A 21,773-nucleotide genomic window follows, 5' to 3' on the forward strand; every position below is an offset into this window, starting at 1 on the left:
TTTACACCTCTTCTTTAGTAAAAATGTTCATTTTCTTAGCATTCTCTATATTACATTCAACGGTTGTAGTATATGGGTTATAGTATATCTCTATATTCTTAATTCTATCTTTTAATCTATTTAACAAATCATCACATTTTAATGTTATAACATTCTTTTCTTCGTCTTTTTCAAAATCTACATATTGAGATAAATCTGGCAAATATAAATCACTTTCTGTTTCTACAAACAAAGCAAATTCATTTTCGCAACCAATTTTTGCATTAGTACTAAAAGAAGTGGCTGCTACCATAGATGCTTCCTTAAATTTTTTATAGTCTTCTTCTGTATATCCTTCTGTTACTTCAAGTTCCTTAAATTGATCATATGCTAATGGATTTATTACAAAAGGATAAAAATAGTGTGCTTCATTGCTAACTATTTTAGTACCTAGTGTAGATGATTTCGCCTCTTCCTTATCCTCATCTTTTTTATTCCCTTCTTTTTTTGATGCATCTCTAAAAGGTGAAAGTATTTGTTGTTCTTCTGCATTAGTTTCTTCGTATTTATTAAATCCTTGACCTATTTGAACTGCTCCTGTTATAGAAATATTATTTCCTTCCTCTGCAAAAGTAGCTCCAAAGTTTTTAACATCTATTGCACTAAATAAATTTGTTAAAACAACTTTACTGTCTTTATTTTTCTTTAAATCTTCCTCATTAAATATGTACTCATATCTTTCTTTTAAAGCTCTTGGTATTAACTCTACCTCTCCTTTTTTATTCTCTTGCAGCTTTACTGATTTTATATATAGAACCTTTTCTCCTTGCTGTTCCCACATTTTTTTCATAGGATATTTAAAAGCTTTATCACTTCCAAAAACATCCCCAGATGAAGTTGTCTTTGGATACCCAGTAAAGTCAGCATTCCAATTGCTCATTCTTGAAGCTATTCCTAAAATTCCATACACTCTTTTATTCATTTTCATTTTCCCCCTTGCTTGATTTTTCATAAACTAGGTTGCTGTGTAAATATCCTGCTATAATTAAATCTTCTTGAACCTTTTCTTGTGGATTATAAGATGAAGCCATTGCAAATAAATTTCTAAACTTCCTATTGCCTGTATTAATTGTGTAGTTATATTTCTTATACATTTTTATAAGTTCATCTTTTATTCTCTTATCTGTTTTTGCATTAATAATTGGGTTAGCTAAAGAATGTACCTTGTTTTTACCTTTACTTAATGAAATAAAATAGTTAGCTAATTGTCCAACTGCAAAATAGTACTCCTTATCATTTTCTATACTAGCTGTATCACCTTGATTGATTTTTTCTCTTAATGAACTTTTAACATTCATTAAAATATCAGCCATATTATCCCCTCCTTCAAAATATTTTTTTAGTGCACATCTTAGATTAAATTGGTCACTTGCTCTTGATAAATACCCATTATTTATAGCACCTTTTATTAAATCTAAACTACTTTGCTTTAATATTCTCCATGTATTACTACTATTTCCCTTATAAAACCATGTAAAAAGAGCTGTTCTTGATATTAATAAATTTCTCTTTAAATTATTATCCTTTACGTTTAAATCCTTTGCTTCAGTAAAATAATTTGTTGTTAAAAACTTACTAAATAAGACTTCATTTATTAAGTTTCTCATTCCTTGTAAAGTATTTATTGGCGTATACTGAATCTTTGATTTTTCAACATTTAAAACGTTTACCAAATTCATTGGTTTAATTTTAGTTTTATAAAGTCCTATAGTATCAAAGTCATGAATTTCAACTTCCTTACCTTTTTTAATTCTTAAATAGTAGCCCCTAAAATCTTCTCTTTGCATTTCTTCATTAGAAAATGATTTTATTTCATCTTCGCTTATATAAATATTTGTTTTTCCTGCCGCTGCTTGATTCATTAAGTAATCGAAAAACTTCTTTTGAGTTAAAACTTCTTCTTGAGATAATAAATAAGGTACTTTTGTCTTTCGGCTTTTATTTTCTAGATAAGGTTTTTTAGAATTTAATCCCATATTGTCATTTGGAAGTCCATAGATTTGTTCGTTTATATGTATGTTGAAATCATTACTGTTGTAGATATTTGTAAGTATATATTTTTCGCTTTCTTTTCTATATTCCTCTAAATCATATTTGAAAAAAATTTTTAAATATGATTTATCCTTGCTACCTTTTTCTACAAAATCATATATATTGTTTTTGACCCATTCTTGAATTTTTTCTATTCTATTTTCATCTGATTTCCCATGTTTTTTCTCAATTTCTTTATATAGTTGTTTAGCTTTAGGTTTATTATACTTTATTAATGGATTTTTCAATACATTGTAGTAATCTTCTATAATTTCGTCAGTTAGTTTGCCATTGCCAACATTTTCTTTTTTCACAAAAAAGCTTAAATAATTATTACTGTGTATAATTTTTTTAGAATCAATAGGCTTATTCATATCTATAAGCTTACTCATATAATCCGCTTTGCACACAAAGTCAAAATATTGATTGGTTCTATCAATTTCTCTAGTCTTCTTATTTAGTTTAATTTCTATTCTGCCTAATTCTTTAAAATCATCGTTACTAATATCAATAAGTACATATTCCCCATCCACGGGAATATAAGAATGTGTTATATAATTGTCACCATGCTTCTTATATTGCTTTTCAAAAGTTTTTATAACATCCGATAACACTTTTTCACCTCCTTAAAGCCATTTGTAGTTCACAAACCCCATACCTCTTGAGTTCATTTCAGATATCCCTGTACCTAATGCAAGATATGCTAATTCTTGAGCAATTTCATTTTCAGCAATGTTTAATGTAAGCTTGTCCCCTAAAAGACAAATAGATTTATAGTTTGTTGCTATAGGCTTTCTATTGTCAAATTTAATAAATGTAAAAAGTTCAAAATTTTCATCTATTTTAGTATTATTAAATTGATTAAATTTCTTAATTAAATTAGTCTTAAGTCGATTTTCATATTGTTCTAAGCTGATATTGTTTTTCCAATAGCCTTTTTCAGATTTTATAACTACAGGGGTAATGCTGTATATCTTTTCTATGTGTTTTCTTGGAATTGTTTTTCTTTCTATAGTTAAAATTTTTATTGAATCTGTATATTCATTAGTAAGATATTTAAAGAAATATTGTGAAAGATTTTTATCTATTGTTCTTATTACAAAAGTATATATTTTACCTTTTTTATAGATTTTATCAGCAGTTTCCAATGGATATAGTTGATTAAACGTATACATTTTGTACCTATTTTCATGATGAAACTGCGAATATTTTTCGTTATGCAAAAAAGATTTATCAACTAAATTCCCTATCTTAATGTTAACGTCTTTTTGGGGTATATTTTTTGTTAAATACACTTTTATATATAATTCTGCAATTATATATTTTTCTATTTTTATCATTTTTAATCACACCTCCCTTTTATTTGTATTTATAGTTTTATGTTACCAGTTTGTATTTATAAAATCAATATCAAAATAAAAAAAATCATATTGATTTTATATAAAAAATAAAGAACCAAGTTTAAATTTATTCAACTTGATTCTCTAACATCCTATGTTATGGTTCAATTTAATTTTATCAAAATAAGAAAAAACATATTTTTAAATACATCTCATATTATTGTTCAAGCACACCAAAATAGCCATTCTTTAAAATTAAGAATACCACAAAGCCATTGAGATCTCAATATTTTCTTAAAAATTCACCAGGCAATTTAGGTTACTTTCAAAAGTATATAAAAATACTATCTAAAGCTTTGTAAATGAATGCTTTATTGAATAATTTTATAGTATTACTGCTCTAGGACATATATGTGAAAAACTTGTCCATTCTATCTCATTATTATTCTTTTAAGTGGAAGCGAAAACTCCCCTAATTTATTAACTTTTATTTTAACATAAACAACTTTTATCGTTGTTAATATTTCTATTGGAGAAGGTTTAAGCTGTAATTATTAGGCTTTAGCCCATTGTAAATTAAAAACTGCTCACGATGGGTGTTTTTCCATGGTAAGCGGTTTTTAATTACATCTTTTCATTATTTAGGAACAGAGATGATAAGTCCTCTGTTCCTTATATTAAATACATCCTATGTTAAGGTTCAACCTTACTAAGAGATTAGATACAGTACAAAATACTATATTTAAATACATCCTATGTTAAGGTTCAACTTAGCAGCTAAACTATCTTTTAATTTAGTAGTACGATTTAAATACATCCTATGTTAAGGTTCAACAAAAGGAGAGTAGTAATGAAAGTGATATATGATGCTAATTTAAATACATCCTATGTTAAGGTTCAACAGACAATCGAAGAACAATCTTAGAGAATTAGCACATTTAAATACATCCTATGTTAAGGTTCAACGTGAATACAAATACCAAAAAGAAGGTTTAAAAGCCAATTTAAATACATCCTATGTTAAGGTTCAACCAAGAGGCTATAGTAGTTGTACAATCTAAAAAGGTATTTAAATACATCCTATGTTAAGGTTCAACGATTAGTATAGCAGGTCATATTCAAACTTCAAGTTAATTTAAATACATCCTATGTTAAGGTTCAACTAAGCTTCTTGCATTAAATCATCCATAGTATAGCCAATTTAAATACATCCTATGTTAAGGTTCAACTACTTATACTAAATGAACTAACATTATCTCTTTCTTATTTAAATACATCCTATGTTAAGGTTCAACATTTCACTAGCATTTTTAGTAATGTCCTTTGACTTTATTTAAATACATCCTATGTTAAGGTTCAACAAAAACCACCATATCTGTGCTTTCATAATAACAAATTTAAATACATCCTATGTTAAGGTTCAACTATTATAGGTAGCCAATTATTAATAGATGTTTTATACATTTAAATACATCCTATGTTAAGGTTCAACAAAGAAAGTCATTGGCTCTTCACCGGGGATTATCATTTAAATACATCCTATGTTAAGGTTCAACCCTCAACTTTGTCTAGTAAATAATCAAAAAATTGATTTAAATACATCCTATGTTAAGGTTCAACCTGTGTCGAATAATCAGCACCTTTTTTATACTTAATTTAAATACATCCTATGTTAAGGTTCAACAGTGCCTATTAGTTGGCTATTGGGGGAACAACAGCTATTTAAATACATCCTATGTTAAGGTTCAACTGAAATCAAAATAAATAATATTTTTACAGTAATATAATTTAAATACATCCTATGTTAAGGTTCAACCACTGTAAATAAGCCATTCTTTAAATTTATTATATACCTAAACACCTGTATTTTCAATGTATTGCTTGTTTTTTTACCAGTCGTTTATGAATTTTGTGGAAAAATTATTAAAGAGCTCGTGAGCTCTTTAATATCAAGCTTTAACAGGATTTTATATAAAATTGTGACTGGGAAAATAATTTATATAAAATTATTATTAGAGTAAACCTAACTAAAACTGAAGTTGAAAAATTTCAGCATATTAAAAGTTTTTCACTTCCGCCCCATTTAGAAAATACTATAAAGAGTTAAAATTATGATACAACATAATATTAACCTCTTATCTTCTCTACACGCCTATAAATTGCTTAGTTTGATCATTATATTTATAATCTATCTTTTTTAATTTATCTTCAATCTCTTCACTTTTTATTTCATAATAGTTACATAAATCCTTTAAACTGCTAAATTCATCTCTTAATTTCATATTAACAATACTTAATAACATATATGGATCCATAGATAATAGCTGTTGTCTATCCATTCTATCTTCACCTACCCTAATTCAAATTATTACACTTTATATTTAAACTGTGTAGAAAATTACATTTTATTTGTATATTATACTACAAATTTTAATTTTAAATTGGGTATTCTTATTTAGCCGACTTTTTATATCCTCCTAATGTTCCCTTAAAATTCCTAAATTTCATATTTATACTTTGAATATTTTTCTCATTCTTTAATTCATTCGCCACTAATGTTTGGCGAAGTAAACCATATCACTTTTAGCAAGTAATACACATCCTTTTTCAATAATTATTGCAGCTGCTCTGTATCTGAACCATTTATTTCCTTTAGTAAATCCACAATCATACAATCATATTCCATAGATTTATCCCACCCTCCAAATTGCTATTTAACCTTAAAATCGCAATTTGTTTATTACAATAGTTTAAAATATTTCTTAAGTGCATTAACATGCATAAGAAAAAAACTATCTGGATTATCTTTCAACATATCTTTTATAATATCTGCTTTTTCCCAATGAATATTTTGAGCTTCATTTGTTGATTCAGCCAATATTCCATCAGCTTCACAAATGAATGTATTTAAAATAAGAGAGTATGCTCCTGATAAATTTTGAGTAACACAATATGGGTGAAAACTTATAACTCTATTACCATTAACACAAGATTGTAAACTACACTCTTCTCCATTTATTTTGGTAATAATTAATCCTGTTTCTTCTTTTACTTCTCTACGCAATGCTTCAAAAATGTTTTCATATTCTCTAATCTTTCCTGCTGGAATTTCAACCATTCCATTTTCTTTTTCACCATCCTCTTTTTGTCTTTCCTGTACCAAAATAAATTTTTCTCCATCAATCTCTTTTTCAATAATTGCACCTACTGCTGGTTTAGCAAACTTCTCCATCATTTTTATCTCCTTAATTTGCAAACTTTATTTTCTAAATTTTAAGTAATTGGCTATTTACAATACTTAGACATTAAATTAGCATTTTTATTGAGCTATCAAAATATTGTTCTTGAAAATGAACTTGCTTCTGTATATCTACTTTTGTTATTTTCATTCCTTGTGGCACAACTACCCATTTTTCTTCAACATCGTCATTTCTATGAATAATTGCTACTACCTCACCTGTAAACTCTTCTATAGGTTTGCTTATACCAAGAACATATGCATCTTGTTCTTCTCCATCTAGTGCAATAATATCAGGTACATAACCATAATTAACACAATAATATATATCTTTATGTTCAGGATGATATGAACCTAATGGTCTATCAATTATAACTTTTACAATTTTATTCATTATAGTTTCTCCTTAAATTACTATTTGTCTGCAAAGCATATTACTTTGCTATAAAATGCTTAATGGAAACAACTTTCTCCCTCTTTACTTCCCACATTATAGCTTGTATAGATTGATCCTCTTTTTTTGCCTTACCAACCCTCGTCCATCTTATGCTCTAAATCAAACCTTTTTTCCCAAATTTTATAAAGTCTTAATTTAAATTGGTCTAAAATATCAGACCTTTTATTTGATGATTGTAAATCTTTTGTACCTTTATTCAAATGACTAGAAAACCTTAAATCTGATCTCTTATGTTTAATACCTTTCGTTTATGAACTTTAAAAAAATCATTAAAATGCTTGCCAGATCTTTAATATCAAGCTTTAATAGGATTTTATATAAAATTGTGACTAGAAAAAAATTTATAAAATAGGGGTTTTTAAATCCTTGATACAAGTTTACTGCTACAGAACATAAAGGTACATATCTTTTATCCTTATTAATATTTGTATTTGAAAAGGTTTCGGCTGGAACGATTAGGCTTTAGCCCATTATAGATTAAAAAATACTCACGATGGTTTTTTTCCATGGTGAGTGGTTTTTAATTACATATCTTCTTTAGGCATAGAGGTGGTAACACTTCTGTGCCTTATATTTAATAGATCCTATGTTAAGGTCTAACATAATAGCTTTTGGGAATTTAAAACTAAAATAATATAATTTAAATACATCCTATGTTATGGTTCAACTTTTTAAGGAAAAAGATATAACTACATTAGATGAATTTAAATACATCTCATGTTAAGGTTCAACTGATAAATATATAATATCAGGACATGCAGCAGTATTATTTAAATACATCTCATGTTAAGGTTCAACAAGATACATTTATACGAAGCTTAATAGGTGCTAGATTTAAATACATCTCATGTTAAGGTTCAACGGTAAAGAGTATAGAAAGTATGGCAACTATAAATCGATTTAAATACATCTCATGTTAAGGTTCAACATTAACAAAGCTATTAGAGATAATAATTATACAGTATTTAAATACATCTCATGTTAAGGTTCAACTTGCTAGTAGCTAGTTTGCTTTTATCACTCATTGCTATTTAAATACATCTCATGTTAAGGTTCAACCAGAAGGAATGTTAAAGATGATGGGTGTATTTAGATTTAAATACATCTCATGTTAAGGTTCAACACGAAAGTTTTATGCTAGATGTGGCTGGAGCTGCATTTAAATACATCTCATGTTAAGGTTCAACGATGTAAAGCTATCCCAACAGCAGATGGCAATTATATTTAAATACATCTCATGTTAAGGTTCAACACACCTTCTTTCATATTTTTGTATTTTATAAATTCTATTTAAATACATCTCATGTTAAGGTTCAACTATTCTTTGTTACATTCATTTACTTTCAACATCTTAATTTAAATACATCTCATGTTAAGGTTCAACTCTGTACTAGTTTGGATTGCTATATCTTCTATGCCGCATTTAAATACATCTCATGTTAAGGTTCAACTACTGTAAATAAGCCATTTCTAAAATTCATTATATACCTAAATCCATGTGTTTTCAATGGGTTAGTGGATTTTTTACCAGTCGTTTATGAATTTTAGAGAAAAATTATTAAAGAGCCTGTAAGCTCTTTAATATCAATGTTTAACAGGATTTTATATAAAATTGTGACTGGGAAAATACCCTGTTTTATTTTTTAGTATTTTTAAATTGAATCTTACTTTTAGTATATTTATCATCAAATCTTCCATAACCTATATTAGTTTTTGCCCCTACTCCCAAATCTAGAATTATTTGATGAAACAAAAGTAATTTTTCATCCTTTGTTAATATCCCATCTTTCAAGTCAAACTGAAATCTAAGAACAATATTAGGCATTAACTTTATAAATTTTATAGGATTTGGATTTTTTAGTGGTTCTTTATGTGGAGTTATATAATCTTCACCCAAAATTTGTATATCATTGTTTTTATTAATCTTTTCATTAATTTTTTTTGTTTCCTCTATATCTATAACCGCCTCATAAAAAATATCCCTTTGGTACATAGATATATTTTTTCCTTCTTTAATGCCTTCAAAAATTTCTTCTCTTAATGTTTTAAAATATTCACCATTTAATTCTTTACCATTGTATTTTCCTAACTCATAATCTTTTAGACTATTCTCCAACATATTTTCACTCAAGATAATACCTTTTAAATACTCTACAGCTTCGTTTTTTTTATCAACTAAATCAAATATACTTCTTATTGCACCCTTAACAGAAGAACCATTTATTATAGGTAACCCTGTTGTATAATCAAATTGAAATCCTAGTTTGCTTTCACCCTTCACACCTATTGAATGTATGAGTCCACTTCCTATTAACAATCCAGGATATGTAGTCTTAAAATATAGAAAATCTTCTCCAATTTTTTTAGTTCCACTTACTCTTTCCATATCTATAGGTTTAAATAATTTTTTATCTTTATCTTCATAATATTCTTGCGTCTTTTTTTCTTTTTCTTTATCTCCTAAATTTCTATATTTCTCATTATAATTTTCAAAATAATCCATATAATATTCTTTAAAATAAAGGTATCCCAAATTGGATATACTCATTAACTACTCACCTACTTTTTATTTATCACTAAACTTAAATGTTCTCATAGCCAATTTCAAAGCAATAGCTATATTTAATATATTTCCTTTAATTTCTTCTATATCTTCTTTATTATCAAGTAAATAATCCAGTAATTTATATGTTTTGTAACTTTCCTTTTTATTTAACATGCTAAAAATCATCTCTGTAATTTTAGACCTATCTGACTTTGAATTAGAATCTTTGTTTTCAAAAAAAGCTACTGTTGGTAACAATCCACTTTGAATGATTCCTGCTCCAAAACTCGATATATATCCTTTAAATTCTTTTGGCAACTCTAAACTCTCTTTATCAATACTTTCATTTTCATTCATTACTCTTATGATACTATTTATTGCTAAAGGCATATATTTTTCTACTTCTCTTTTATTCATTTTTATCACCTAATTCATATATTTTACAATATCCATACCCTATAGTAGCATTAGCTCCAAATTGAACAATATTGTTTTTTATTAACTTATTAAATCTTTTGTTAAGATTTTTTATACATTCTCTATCTTCACTAGATTCAATAACCCCAAAATAAAACCTTGTTTCTCTTGGAACAACTTCCTCATACCAAAGATTTTTGCTTACACCAATCTCTAATTTATTTCTAGCTATAACAGGCAATTCTTTTACTATTTGTTTAAAAATTTTATCATTAAAAATAACTAAATCCTCACCAAATATTTTTTCTAAGTTTTTAGAAATTTTCATGACATTATCTTCTGCCTTGATTACTTTATATCCTTCAACCTTTGCACTATTAACATCAATATCACTTAATAAAAAGCCTATTTGTTCTTCATCCGTTTGATTATTCTCTTCCTTAAATAAATCTTCTAATTGCAGTAATATTTCTTCTAAATTTTTTCCTAGTTCAACATCTTTTTCTAGTTCGATCTGTATTTTAAAATCATTTAGTATATTTATAAATTCTTTAATAATTAAAGGACAAATAGCTCTAAAAAAAGGTTTAACATCACTCCTTACAGGCATTGATAAAAGAGAAGCACCCAAAAATTTATATCTTCCTATTCCTGTCTTTTTATCTCCAAAAATATGCTTAATTTCATCTTCATTTAATTGCTTTTTTAGATTTTCTCCACAAAACGCCCTTAATGAACCTTTTAAACTAGATGGATTTATTGTGGGAAATTCTGTGATAACATCTCTTTGTACTTCATTATCAATAATATTAAAATTTATATCACCATTTCCAACATGCATATTTGTTATATTTTCTATAATGTACAGCTTAAAATTATCCATAAACCCTTGTCTCCTTATTTATACATATTCATTGTAACCTATATTTCTAACATTCTGGTTAGCCTCTATCTGAATTTTTAATTTTTCATAATTACTTCCTAATGAAAATAACACAGAACCTCTTTCTAAGAATATAAATTTATTGGTTTTTTCAAACTTTTTATAATACTCTCCTTCTTCCTTAAATTTACTATAATCTGTTTTTAAATTTCTAAAAGTAATTCCATTAACTATTCCATAGTCACAATATTTATCATACTTTTCTTTACTTATATAAGTATTGCTTAATAAAATCATCTTTTTATAAATGATTTTATCGTCTTTATCATTAACTTCATTATTTGTATTCTCAAAATCATCTTTTATATATTTGTCCACTTTTTTAAAACTTATTTTAAAATAAGAACCTTCTCCACCTAAATTCACAACATTGCTGTAACCATCTAAATCACTTTCTTTAAAATCCGTATTAAAATTTACATCTAAATTAAATGCAAATTCATAATCATTTTCTAATCTATATCTTATAATTTTATATAATCCATCTTCTGATGTCTGCTTATTCTTCTCCACATTAATTCCAATCTGTTTGTCTTCTTTAAAAACATCATTAAAATTTATTATATTTTTACCCTTATCCATAAAGCCAGTTGCCAACCCGTCTTTAGCTACATAATCATAAGGAATATATATTGTTTTATTTTCTTCTTTATTGTTTCCAAAATTAACTTTACACTTTTTGTTTTCATTAAAATTAAAATTAAAGGGAACATACCTTTTATTAAAAGGGACATATCTTTTATTAAAGTTTAAAATTCTATATTTTTTATTATATATATTAATTTTTTTAATCTCATTTATTTTGTTTTTATTTATTCTAATTACCTTTTTAACTTTATGATCCTTAGGTACAGAAATCAAATATTTATTTTCCTTTTTTATAAACACAGGGTATATTTTTTCTATAACCCCAAACTGCTGCTTTTCTATAGCATTAATATTAAAACTTTTATTTCCTATTAATATATTAACCTTGTCATAAATTCCGTTATAATTCCAATCATATCTTATTAAGTTTTTTATAATGAGCATTTCTTTTCTAAGCATTCCTAATATGGAAGTTTGTTGTGGAAAACATTCAGATTGAATTATATAATGTTCATTATCTTCACCTAAACCAAAAGTTCTTTCACTTCCGAAAAAGAATGATCCCATAGGTTTTAATGTAACTAGATATTTATTCTTCATCATCCTTCTCCTTTTCTCCTAAAAATCTTATAAATTTTAAATAAGTATATATTTTTTCCTTAACTTTCTTATCTTTAAATCTTTCATTTAATTCTCTTATTTCAGTTTCGTCTTCATTATTTTCTATCTCTAACTTACATTCATAGTAAATCTCAAAAATTAAATTTTGGATATTAGTTATACATTCTTTAACTTCACCTTTTTCATGATAATCTTCATTAAAATTATTATGAAAGTAATTTTGAAGCATTTCTAAACTATCTCCAACACAATTTAATATGCTATCTTCTACCCATAATTTATTAGAAATAGCTCTTAAATTGTTTATTAACCCTTCTCTTTCATTTTCTCCTTTGCCTAAAATTTTCATTTCTTTTTTTAGAATTTCTTTAAAGTTTTCATATGACTTAGATTTTTTATTTAGTGTTAATCCATACCATTGCCCACTATGCTTTATAACTTTAAAAGATATAGCATCCTTTTCTATAGCTTTCACTTCAGTTTCTTTATCTTCCTTAGAAAAATGCTTATAATTTTTAGCATTATTGAAAAGTAAGCTTCCTGTATCTTTTAATGCCTCATACAGTGGATATTTATAATGTATTATTGACATTCCAAAAGAAAGAGTAGGTTTCTTTATACTATCTTCATCATTTTTTAAATTTTCTTTTAAGTACTTCTCAAATCCAGTTTCAAACTTTTCTGAGACTATATCTATCAAATCGAATATATTTTTACAATCATTTTTACTTTTTCTATTTATTACAGGAGCTATAAATAACAAATCATCTCCTCCTGCATATAGGGTGAATCCACCATAATTTTCAATAATGTTTACAGAATCCTTTGCATGGTTATATAATTGTTTAGAAAATCCTTTAAACGTTTCCTTTTCATTCTCATGATTTTGTTGCAATTTTTCAATAATTTTCCCTATACCATCCCCATCTACTTGAACAATAGCAACATAATTATGTACTTTTCTTCTTTCTTGCTTATGTGACTTTCTCAGTTTATCCTCTGAGCTATCATCATCAGCCTCTACCCCTAAGTCTCTCATTGCAATATTAGCTAATGAAGGATAGTTTTTATAAAACTTTTCTTGCACTTCTTCAGCATCTATATTTTTTGTGATTCCCTCTCCAAACGCATCTATTGCCAAAAAACTTTTTTTCATAATTTCATTTTTAAAAAAATAAGATAAATAATTGTCTTTTTCACTATTACTAAATTTTTCGTTTAATTCAACTGCATCTAGATATCTTGAAACCTCAAAAATTATATTTGTTTTATTATTCTTAATATCAGCTTCATTAATTTCAACTTCTACAGAATATATTTGAAAATATTCTCTTATATAATCTTTTATATTATTTTCAATATCTCCCCTTTTAAATATTTCATTTAGTTTTTCTTTAAGCTTATATTTATCATTTTCCTCACTACTAAATTTTACAATTCTCTCATAGTAACTACTTATATCTTTATACACTTGCTCTGCAACCATCTTCTTAACATCATCTATTATTCTATTTACTGATTCAAATTCATTTTCATTTTCTTTTGATTGAAAAATAAATCTATCATGAAATATGCCAGCTTTATGCTGTTCCTTAAATATGTTATCAGTATATCCTTCTCCAACATAAGGCACTATAAATCTATCTTGAATATTATCGTTTTTATGCTTTTTTAATGTTTTCTCAATTATTTTTTTCATTATAAATGAAAATATATAACTACTACCCCATAGCTCTCCTGTACGTTTTGCTAACTGAATAGTTTTATATATCGGACCTATTGTTACCCCTACATATGTTCTTGTTCCCATTACTTCACCACCTGTCTGATTTGTATCTCTCTTGTTTTTGCTATATTTAACTTATCTTCAAAGAAATTATGTACTTTTGCTTTCTCTAAACGATTATTAAAATACTCTGCAAATTCACATAAAAAATCTTCTAAGTTAAATTGATCACAACGTGGAGTATAGATTATTTTTTTATCCGTTTTCATTACGCCTCTACATAAATATGTATTGCTAAATTCAAATCTTTTATTAAACATTTCCTCTGGAATTTTTTTAGGAACTATAAATAATTTATTTTCTATAATTTTAAATAATATAGGTGACTGAAATCTATCTATATCACTAACATATCTTATTTTCCCTTTTCTTACATTATCTCTAAATTCAATGCCATCACATATTCCTAACATAGCTCTAACATATTTCTTGGGTTTTCCATCATTCTCAACTCTATCATTAATTTTAAAAAAATTTTCTTTAATAAACCTTTTTTCATTTCCTATATTTCTATTAAGCATATATTTAAATAAAAAACCTTTTCGATAGCTATTATTCGGTCTTTTAGGGAAATTCCACCCCGACTTCATTAATGGATATATAATAGATATATCCTTCATAATATCAAGATACTTTTCTTTATTATATTGAATAAATAAATATTTGTTTATCCCGTTACACATACAAGCTTTTTCTATTGATTTATTAATTTTATTTTTAGGATTTTTTACATAAAACGAGCCAAATCCTTTACTTTGCCTTGTACCAAAATTATTTATAGATAAAAAAAACTCTATATTTTCATTGATTTTATCTTTTAGTTTTTCATGTAATGTGAAAAACTCTAAGACAACATCATCATCTGTAAAAACGCTTATAATTTCATCCTTTTCTTTACCTTTATTTTGACTTCCCATATTAGCAAAATAAAGTGATTTTATATGTCCTTTTATATCTAACTTTCTTATTTTAGATATATCTGTAATTATCCTTAACTTATAATCAAAAGCTTCTTTTTCTTCAAAATCTTCTTCTTTTCTTGTATCGTTATACCCAATTAAATACTGCTTATACTCTTCAAATCCACCTTTAAAAACATTTTCTTTTAAAAATTTGTCAAGCTTTGGTTTAAATTCTGTAGCTCTTATAGTGGCCCCTTTTTGACTCCCTTGAAAATGAATCAAAGGAGTATGCTGTTTTAATGTAATTGTAAGTTTAGGCATAAAAAATCTCCTTTATTATCTGTAAAATTTATTTTATAATACGTAAATAATATATTATTCCAATAATAGCACTAATTCTCATTACCCAAAGAATATTTTTAAGTGATTTAGGCTTGTTTGCCATCTTCTTAAAAAAGGTAATACAACATATTACAATTGCAAAAGGTATATATTGATATTTAAGTACCCATTTCAAACCCATATCTTCCTTCTTCAACCCCGCTATAGTTGCAATTAATGTCATAAATGCAATCCCTATTCCTGTAAATGTAACAATATTTAATAAATTGTTAGTTTTCTCATTAGAAATAAACGCAGCGTAGCTATTCACTTCATCTATTTCTTTATCTAATTTTTCTATATCTTTTTCTATTCTCATCATTTCAATTAATTTATCATATAATTCTATGCCCTGTTCTTGTGCTGTTACTTCTCTAAAGGAAAGCTTGTTCACAAACCAAAGATAATGCTTTTGAAGTTGCTTTGTCTTCTCTAATGCTTCATCCTTATCCAACTGAGTTATTTTTGAAACTTCATCAGAAAATCTTAAAATTGATGCTCTTTGAGTTAGTGCTAATAAAACCATCTCATAATACAATGTCTTAAAATGATTAACTAAAAAATCATCATCGCCTTTTTCAGGTTCACTTTTAATCGCCATAAAAGAATATCTACTTACGCCAAAAAGTGTTTGGTAATTTTTCCATCTTGTATAAGTTGACTTTTTTAATAGCTCTTTAGACATATACTCATCTTGACAAGTTGGCGAATCATTATCAACAAAAATATACTTATACCAAAAATCACTTTTTAAATACCTATCATTTTCATTATTTGTTAGAAATTTAGACATAACATTATTCCTATATATACAAATAGTAAACATTCTATCATCTATAACAGGATTAATAAATATATCATCCTTTTTAGCCTCTTCCTTAATACACTTAAATTTATCTCCCAATAAGGTTAATATGGTTTTAGAAATTCTATTATACTCTTTATATATATCGTAATTAAAATTTTCTGTTATTTCTTTGTCCAACACAATAGAGAGTTCTGTTGCTAGAAAACTATTTTGTACTTTATCTAATGGATAATACTGAGGATATATCCTTCTACCATAATCATTTATATTTAATATATCCCCTGGATGTTTGTATTCATAATTATCAAGAAAATAGCTTAAAACAGCCACCCCAGTATCATAAATTTTTAATTTTATATTTTTTATATCTAATGAATAGTGTTTTTCATCTTTATCTTTTTTCTTAATCCTTATCTTATACTCAGAAAGCTTACCAACATACTCATAGTTATAAACAATCTCTAAATCCTTCTTAGGTAAAGTTTTTTTACTTAATGAATATATACTTTTACGAAATTTATATGCACATTCAAACTTATATTCATCGGTTAATTTTTTACCATATATAGCATCTCTTACATTATCATAAAAATATGTATATTGATTATATTCAAGATTGTTTGTTATGGCATTCTCCTTCTTATCCCATTTGTCTTTATCTAAACTATTTATAAACTTTTCTACATTTAGTCTATTGTCTATACATGTATCAAAACAATTTTTATTGCTCATATAATCCCACCTAAACGGGAACATAAATATATGTGAACTTATTATTTTTTTATTACTCACCATTAACGCTCCTCAACCTAGTACATTCAAAATCATTCTTATTTATCGTCCTTAAAATAAAACAGTTCTACCTCACTAAATTCACAAGTAAGAGTGGATTGTTTTAATTCTTTTTTTAGCTCTTTTGCCAACTTTATAACTGTATTTTTCCATGCATTCATATCTTGAACAAACTCTTTATTTGCAACTCCTGTAATCACTATAGTTTCTTCTCCACCTTTGGGACATCCCCACGCTTCATTGTAAATTGTTTTACTTACTTTCATAACTGCGGAAACATATATATTACTCTTTTCAAACTCTTGTTTTGCTATTCTCTGCCATAACTCCCCTACCAAATTTAAGCTCTCATTCTGGTTGTTATTGTGAAAATAGCCCTTATTTACACCAGTTACAATTTCAAATCTTAGAGTTTTATTCATACTACACCATCCTTACATGATACTTTTATTTTCCACTACAAAACCCTGCTCCAATAGCTGAATTTTTCTCTCCAACTCCAACTGCCATAGCCATAAAAGCTATCTTTTGAGCTTCTTCATCGTCTTGAACTTCTATACTTACTTTATTTGCTAGCAATTTTATACCTTTATAATTAAAATACATAGGCATCCTATTTTTAAATTTTAACCTCTTTATAAATCTACCCTGAATGTTTATATCTTCATTAAAAAAGTCTTTATACTTCTTTTCCAAATTAGCTTCTACTCTATTCTTAAATATCTCCAAATCCTCCCCTTGCAGCCAAGGTTTGTTATCTATAGTTATGATTACAGGGGTTACAGTATATAGTTCATTAATGTGCCTTTGTTTCACTTGACTTGCTGCAACAGAAATAACCTTAAAATCATTACTTTCTAACCTCTGTAAACAGATTTTAATTTTCTCCATAAATTCAAAATTCAATCCTCTAATTTTGAAAATATATAATTTATCACTTTTATAGATCTTATCTTTTTCTAAAGGATAAAAACTATTAAATACATAATGTTTATATTCCTTTTTAGGATGAAGCTCCTTTAAGTCTTTATCTAATAACATAGCTTTATTTATATTCTTTCCAATTATATACCCACTATCTGCAAAAAATATATTTCTCTTTAACATCACGGTTACTGTTAATTCTACAAAATTCATTAATACACCTCTTTATAAAGTTATAAATTTTCATATATTATACCATATTATAGAATAATTTGTCTTTTATTACGATAACTCCTATTTTGCATTTATTTTTACTAATTAGTTGACAAACACTTTACATATATAATTGTGTACCTTAATAAAATGCTATTTTCCAAATTACATATCCTCAGCATCCTCCTCTTAAACTACAGCAATAAAAAAAGCTGAAACTCCAATATGTCTATTGAAATTCCAACTTTTTTATTTAAATATCATATTTATACACTTAATTTATTTTATATTTTCCAATTATTCATGTATACCTTCTATTATATAAATGATACTATAAGAATGTAAGAATGTGATCATTTAAGAATGAATGAATTAAGTATATGTATAATATTATTATCCATATTTAAATCGGGGGTAATTATAATTATACATGTAAATGTTAATTCTAAAGTAAAAATTAATAAATTGGAGGATCTTCATAAACTAAAACCAATTATGGAGGGCAATAATTTGAAAGTAAATAAAACCCAGATAGCTAGAGAACTTGGTGTTGATCCACGTACCGTAGGTAAATATTTAAATGGATATGTAAAACCAATCACAAGAAACCGCAAATCTAAAATAAAAGCTTTTGAACCTATTATTAAAGAGCTACTTGGTAAAGATTCAATTCAAGTATTTTATTATAAGCGCATTTTATGGCAATATCTTAAAGATAATCATGAACTAGATTGCGCACAATCTTCGTTTAGAAGGTACATTTCTAATCACTCAGAGTTTAATGAGTATTTTAATAATAGGAAAAAAGGACATATCTCCAAGGCTACGCCTATGCGGTATGAGACTGGGAAAGGTCAACAAGCACAATTAGATTGGAAAGAAAATATTGATTTTGTATTAAATACAGGTGAAGTTATTAATATAAATATTTTTGTATTAATCCTTTCATACTCTAGATTTAGAGTATATAGATTGTCTCTCGACAAAACACAAGATGTATTACTTTCTTTTCTAGATCAGGCATTTGAATCATTTGAAGGTGCTCCGCAGGAACTATTAACAGATAACATGAAGACTGTTATGGATAGATCTAGAACTAATTATTATAAGGGAAAGGTAAATTATAAATTTCAACAGTTTGCAGATGATTATGGTTTTAAAGTCCATCCCTGCGTAGCAGGAAGACCTAATACAAAAGCTAAAGTTGAAGCTCCTATGAAATTATTAGATGAAATAAGAGCATATAACGGAACATTAAATTATGAAGAGCTACATAAGCTTGTTGCAGATTTAAATAATAGAATTAATAGTACATGCCATACATCAACAGGTAAAATACCAATATTGCATTTAGAAAAAGAAAAAGATTTCTTATCAGAGCTGCCTAAAGATCAAATAAGAAATCTTTACAAAATAGCCACCATATCTGTTAAAGTAAATCGCCAAAGTATGATTTCATATAAATCAAACCAATATTCTGTACCACCAGAATATATAGGCAAAAGACTAAAACTTCAAGTATATGATGATCAACTACATGTGTATTATAACACAAATTTAGTTACTATTCATAGAATACAAAATCAAAAACTAAATTATCATACTGATCATTATGCTGAAATTAGTGCTTTAACATTTAATCAAAATTCATATGAAATGATGGAAATGGCTAAAAATAATTTAAAAATGATAGGAGAAGTATATCAAAATGAATAGTACATATACACAGCTTATAAAGAATTTAGAATATTTAAAAATGAAGCAAATGATTAATCATTTGGACGAAGTTATTGATTTTATAACTAAAAATAATTTATCTTTTGTTGATGCTCTTATTAAGCTTACAGGTCATGAAATTGACTATAAGGAAGCAAATATGATTAAATCTATGGTTAAGGTTGGTGCTTTTCCACATCAAAAGGAAATCAAGGATTTTGACTTCAATTTTCAACCTAGCATTAATAAAGATGAAATATTAGATTTTTTAACATTACGTTTTTTAGATGTACAAGAAAATATTGTGTTTTTAGGAACTAGTGGAGTTGGGAAAACACACCTTGCAACTTCTATTGGTATCGCGGCAGCGAAGCGTCGATACAGCACATATTTTATAAAATGCCATGATTTATTACAGCAACTAAAACGTGCAAAACTAGAGAATCGATTAGATTCTAGACTTAAGCATTTTACTAAGTATAAGCTTCTGATAATTGATGAATTGGGCTATCTACCGATAGATAAGGATGATTCTAAATTGTTTTTTCAGCTTATCGATATGCGATATGAGAAAAAAAGTACAATATTAACAACTAATATAAATTTTAATGCTTGGCATGATATTTTCTATGATCCAGTTATTGCAAATGCTATCTTGGATAGGGTTTTGCATCATGCTAATGTTGTTTCTATTAGTAGAAAATCATATCGTTTAAAGGATCATTTTAAGCAAGAAGATGAGTAAAAAACTACATTCTTAAATGATCAAAAAGTTACATTTTAATCTTGACATTTATATATTATCTTATATTTAAAATAAACTATACTTAAAACTGCTATCATCTAGTAAAACATTTTGTTTTAATATATCTTATGTTAACATACTAAAAACTCTTTTATTCAATATTTAAATACATCTCATGTTAAGGTTCAACTTAATAAACATAGTGAATTAGCACCTTATCTTGGTAAATTTAAATACATCCTATGTTAAGGTTCAACAGCACCCATGCATTCTTTAATATCCCCATAAGGATATTTAAATACATCCTATGTTAAGGTTCAACAGAAAGAAAGGTAAATCCTATCTTCATATATACTAATTTAAATACATCCTATGTTAAGGTTCAACGTTATAACTAAATTAGGAGGTTTGAATTCTAGTGGATTTAAATACATCCTATGTTAAGGTTCAACCTAATACTTTAGGTAAAGATTATATTTTGTTAGATTAAATTTAAATACATCCTATGTTAAGGTTCAACGTAGCCATCAAGAAATACCATTATTGGGAGAAGGATTTAAATACATCCTATGTTAAGGTTCAACCATTTTCAGTAGTACTTGCAAACAACACAAGCACAATTTAAATACATCCTATGTTAAGGTTCAACTACTGTAAATAAGCCATTCTTTAAATTTATTATATACCTAAATGCCTGTATTTTCAATGGATTACTTGTTTTTTTACCAGGCGTTTATGAATTTTTACAGAAGATCATTAAAACACTTACCAACTCTTTAATATCAAGCTTTAACAGGATTTTATATGAAATTAAGACTGGGAAAAATTTATAGAATAACTAGTTTAAGATTCTTGCTGCATTGTTACTGCTCCAGAGCATACAGGAGATAAACTTGTGCATTTTATTTCCTTATACTATTTTAAGTGGAAGCGGAAACTCTCTAAATACTGTTTGATTTTTATTTTATGATAAATAATTTTTGTCCTTATTAATATTTGTACTGGAGAAGATTTTGGCTGGAACGATTAGGCTTTAGCCCATCATAAATTTAAAAATGCTCACGATGGTTTTTTTCCATGGTGAGCGGTTTTTAATTACCTTATTGATTCTTTAGGAATAGAGGTGGTAATAATTCTGTTCCTTATATTTAATACATCTCATGTTAAGGTTCAACCCTACTGCTTATGCTGAAAGTGATTCAATTATGCTATTTAAATACATCTCATGTTAAGGTTCAACATATTCTTAAACTTATTCTAGTACATAGCTGTGATATTTAAATACAT

General features: G+C 26.6%; 17 protein-coding genes and 4 CRISPR repeat arrays (1 of these 21 running past the window's edge). Of the genes, 2 read left to right on the top strand and 15 right to left on the bottom strand.

Annotation, left to right across the window (positions count from 1 at the left end; all coding sequences use genetic code 11):
• Window position 1 precedes the first annotated feature (1 nt).
• The 15 genes from OW729_RS07040 to cas6 (OW729_RS07115) form a co-directional block, all read right to left on the bottom strand.
• Entirely contained in the window at window positions 2-961 is a 960-nt protein-coding gene (locus tag OW729_RS07040; RefSeq protein ID WP_268060771.1) for a type I CRISPR-associated protein Cas7, read from the bottom strand.
• A complete protein-coding gene (gene cas8b, locus OW729_RS07045; RefSeq protein WP_268060772.1) occupies window positions 954-2,684 on the bottom strand; it encodes a type I-B CRISPR-associated protein Cas8b/Csh1 in 1,731 nt (576 codons plus the stop codon). Before cas8b ends, OW729_RS07040 begins: the two co-directional genes overlap by 8 nt.
• Before the next feature lie 12 nt (window positions 2,685-2,696).
• Complete coding sequence (gene cas6, locus OW729_RS07050; protein WP_268060773.1) at window positions 2,697-3,410, bottom strand: CRISPR-associated endoribonuclease Cas6; 714 nt, start codon at window positions 3,408-3,410, stop codon at window positions 2,697-2,699.
• A gap of 675 nt (window positions 3,411-4,085) precedes the next feature.
• Window positions 4,086-5,226: direct repeats of the CRISPR family, unit length 30 nt; unit sequence ATTTAAATACATCCTATGTTAAGGTTCAAC.
• Between the two features lie 328 nt (window positions 5,227-5,554).
• Window positions 5,555-5,749 carry a DUF4250 domain-containing protein gene (locus OW729_RS07055; RefSeq protein ID WP_268060774.1) on the bottom strand — a complete coding sequence of 65 codons (195 nt, stop codon included), beginning with the start codon at window positions 5,747-5,749 and terminating at the stop codon, window positions 5,555-5,557.
• Between the two features lie 401 nt (window positions 5,750-6,150).
• Window positions 6,151-6,642 (bottom strand): NUDIX hydrolase, encoded by a 492-nt coding sequence (locus OW729_RS07065; protein ID WP_268060775.1) that lies wholly within the window; start codon window positions 6,640-6,642, stop codon window positions 6,151-6,153.
• A gap of 73 nt (window positions 6,643-6,715) precedes the next feature.
• Window positions 6,716-7,042, bottom strand: coding sequence for an inorganic pyrophosphatase (locus OW729_RS07070; RefSeq protein WP_268060776.1), 327 nt, complete (start codon window positions 7,040-7,042; stop codon window positions 6,716-6,718).
• 701 nt (window positions 7,043-7,743) lie between these two features.
• Window positions 7,744-8,556: direct repeats of the CRISPR family, unit length 30 nt; unit sequence ATTTAAATACATCTCATGTTAAGGTTCAAC.
• A gap of 185 nt (window positions 8,557-8,741) precedes the next feature.
• Window positions 8,742-9,653: a type III-B CRISPR module RAMP protein Cmr6 gene (gene cmr6, locus OW729_RS07075; protein ID WP_268060777.1), complete on the bottom strand. Its 912-nt coding sequence runs from the start codon at window positions 9,651-9,653 to the stop codon at window positions 8,742-8,744.
• 18 nt (window positions 9,654-9,671) lie between these two features.
• Window positions 9,672-10,067 (bottom strand): type III-B CRISPR module-associated protein Cmr5, encoded by a 396-nt coding sequence (gene cmr5 / locus OW729_RS07080; RefSeq protein WP_268060778.1) that lies wholly within the window; start codon window positions 10,065-10,067, stop codon window positions 9,672-9,674.
• Entirely contained in the window at window positions 10,060-10,950 is an 891-nt protein-coding gene (gene cmr4, locus OW729_RS07085; protein WP_268060779.1) for a type III-B CRISPR module RAMP protein Cmr4, read from the bottom strand. The genes cmr5 and cmr4 overlap by 8 nt, the downstream gene beginning before the upstream one ends.
• An 18-nt stretch (window positions 10,951-10,968) precedes the next feature.
• Window positions 10,969-12,198 carry a type III-B CRISPR module-associated Cmr3 family protein gene (locus OW729_RS07090; RefSeq protein ID WP_268060780.1) on the bottom strand — a complete coding sequence of 410 codons (1,230 nt, stop codon included), beginning with the start codon at window positions 12,196-12,198 and terminating at the stop codon, window positions 10,969-10,971.
• The gene (gene cas10, locus OW729_RS07095; RefSeq protein WP_268060781.1) at window positions 12,188-14,029 is read right to left on the bottom strand and encodes a type III-B CRISPR-associated protein Cas10/Cmr2; all 1,842 of its coding nucleotides are present in this window, start codon (window positions 14,027-14,029) and stop codon (window positions 12,188-12,190) included. Before cas10 ends, OW729_RS07090 begins: the two co-directional genes overlap by 11 nt.
• Window positions 14,029-15,228, bottom strand: a complete 1,200-nt coding sequence (locus OW729_RS07100; RefSeq protein ID WP_268060782.1) for a hypothetical protein — start codon at window positions 15,226-15,228, stop codon at window positions 14,029-14,031. The genes cas10 and OW729_RS07100 overlap by 1 nt, the downstream gene beginning before the upstream one ends.
• A gap of 28 nt (window positions 15,229-15,256) precedes the next feature.
• On the bottom strand, window positions 15,257-16,828 hold the full coding sequence (locus OW729_RS07105) for a cell division FtsX domain-containing protein (RefSeq protein ID WP_268060783.1): 1,572 nt from the start codon (window positions 16,826-16,828) through the stop codon (window positions 15,257-15,259).
• Window positions 16,829-16,926: 98 nt separating this feature from the next.
• Complete coding sequence (locus OW729_RS07110; protein ID WP_268060784.1) at window positions 16,927-17,310, bottom strand: hypothetical protein; 384 nt, start codon at window positions 17,308-17,310, stop codon at window positions 16,927-16,929.
• Window positions 17,311-17,335: 25 nt separating this feature from the next.
• Complete coding sequence (gene cas6 / locus OW729_RS07115) at window positions 17,336-18,025, bottom strand: CRISPR-associated endoribonuclease Cas6 (RefSeq protein ID WP_268060785.1); 690 nt, start codon at window positions 18,023-18,025, stop codon at window positions 17,336-17,338.
• A gap of 420 nt (window positions 18,026-18,445) precedes the next feature.
• On the opposite strand from cas6 (OW729_RS07115), the gene istA reads away from it, so the two are divergent.
• The gene (istA, locus tag OW729_RS07120) at window positions 18,446-19,741 is read left to right on the top strand and encodes an IS21 family transposase (protein ID WP_268060826.1); all 1,296 of its coding nucleotides are present in this window, start codon (window positions 18,446-18,448) and stop codon (window positions 19,739-19,741) included.
• The gene (gene istB / locus OW729_RS07125; protein WP_268060786.1) at window positions 19,734-20,486 is read left to right on the top strand and encodes an IS21-like element helper ATPase IstB; all 753 of its coding nucleotides are present in this window, start codon (window positions 19,734-19,736) and stop codon (window positions 20,484-20,486) included. The genes istA and istB overlap by 8 nt, the downstream gene beginning before the upstream one ends.
• 160 nt (window positions 20,487-20,646) lie before the next feature.
• Window positions 20,647-21,136: direct repeats of the CRISPR family, unit length 30 nt; unit sequence ATTTAAATACATCCTATGTTAAGGTTCAAC.
• Window positions 21,137-21,631: 495 nt separating this feature from the next.
• Window positions 21,632-21,773: direct repeats of the CRISPR family, unit length 30 nt; it runs 872 nt beyond the window's last position.

Source organism: Clostridium brassicae, from assembly GCF_026738875.1.
Classification (GTDB): Bacteria; Bacillota; Clostridia; order Clostridiales; family Clostridiaceae; genus Clostridium_H; species Clostridium_H brassicae.

Coding starts and splice junctions, on each gene's coding strand:
- OW729_RS07040 (WP_268060771.1), bottom strand. CDS start 961: ATGAATAAAAGAGTGTATGGAATTTTAGGAATAGCTTCAAGAATGAGC.
- cas6 (WP_268060773.1), bottom strand. CDS start 3,410: ATGATAAAAATAGAAAAATATATAATTGCAGAATTATATATAAAAGTG.
- OW729_RS07055 (WP_268060774.1), bottom strand. CDS start 5,749: ATGGATAGACAACAGCTATTATCTATGGATCCATATATGTTATTAAGT.
- OW729_RS07065 (WP_268060775.1), bottom strand. CDS start 6,642: ATGGAGAAGTTTGCTAAACCAGCAGTAGGTGCAATTATTGAAAAAGAG.
- OW729_RS07070 (WP_268060776.1), bottom strand. CDS start 7,042: ATGAATAAAATTGTAAAAGTTATAATTGATAGACCATTAGGTTCATAT.
- cmr6 (WP_268060777.1), bottom strand. CDS start 9,653: ATGAGTATATCCAATTTGGGATACCTTTATTTTAAAGAATATTATATG.
- cmr5 (WP_268060778.1), bottom strand. CDS start 10,067: ATGAATAAAAGAGAAGTAGAAAAATATATGCCTTTAGCAATAAATAGT.
- cmr4 (WP_268060779.1), bottom strand. CDS start 10,950: ATGGATAATTTTAAGCTGTACATTATAGAAAATATAACAAATATGCAT.
- OW729_RS07090 (WP_268060780.1), bottom strand. CDS start 12,198: ATGAAGAATAAATATCTAGTTACATTAAAACCTATGGGATCATTCTTT.
- cas10 (WP_268060781.1), bottom strand. CDS start 14,029: ATGGGAACAAGAACATATGTAGGGGTAACAATAGGTCCGATATATAAA.
- OW729_RS07100 (WP_268060782.1), bottom strand. CDS start 15,228: ATGCCTAAACTTACAATTACATTAAAACAGCATACTCCTTTGATTCAT.
- OW729_RS07105 (WP_268060783.1), bottom strand. CDS start 16,828: ATGAGCAATAAAAATTGTTTTGATACATGTATAGACAATAGACTAAAT.
- OW729_RS07110 (WP_268060784.1), bottom strand. CDS start 17,310: ATGAATAAAACTCTAAGATTTGAAATTGTAACTGGTGTAAATAAGGGC.
- cas6 (WP_268060785.1), bottom strand. CDS start 18,025: ATGAATTTTGTAGAATTAACAGTAACCGTGATGTTAAAGAGAAATATA.
- istB (WP_268060786.1), top strand. CDS start 19,734: ATGAATAGTACATATACACAGCTTATAAAGAATTTAGAATATTTAAAA.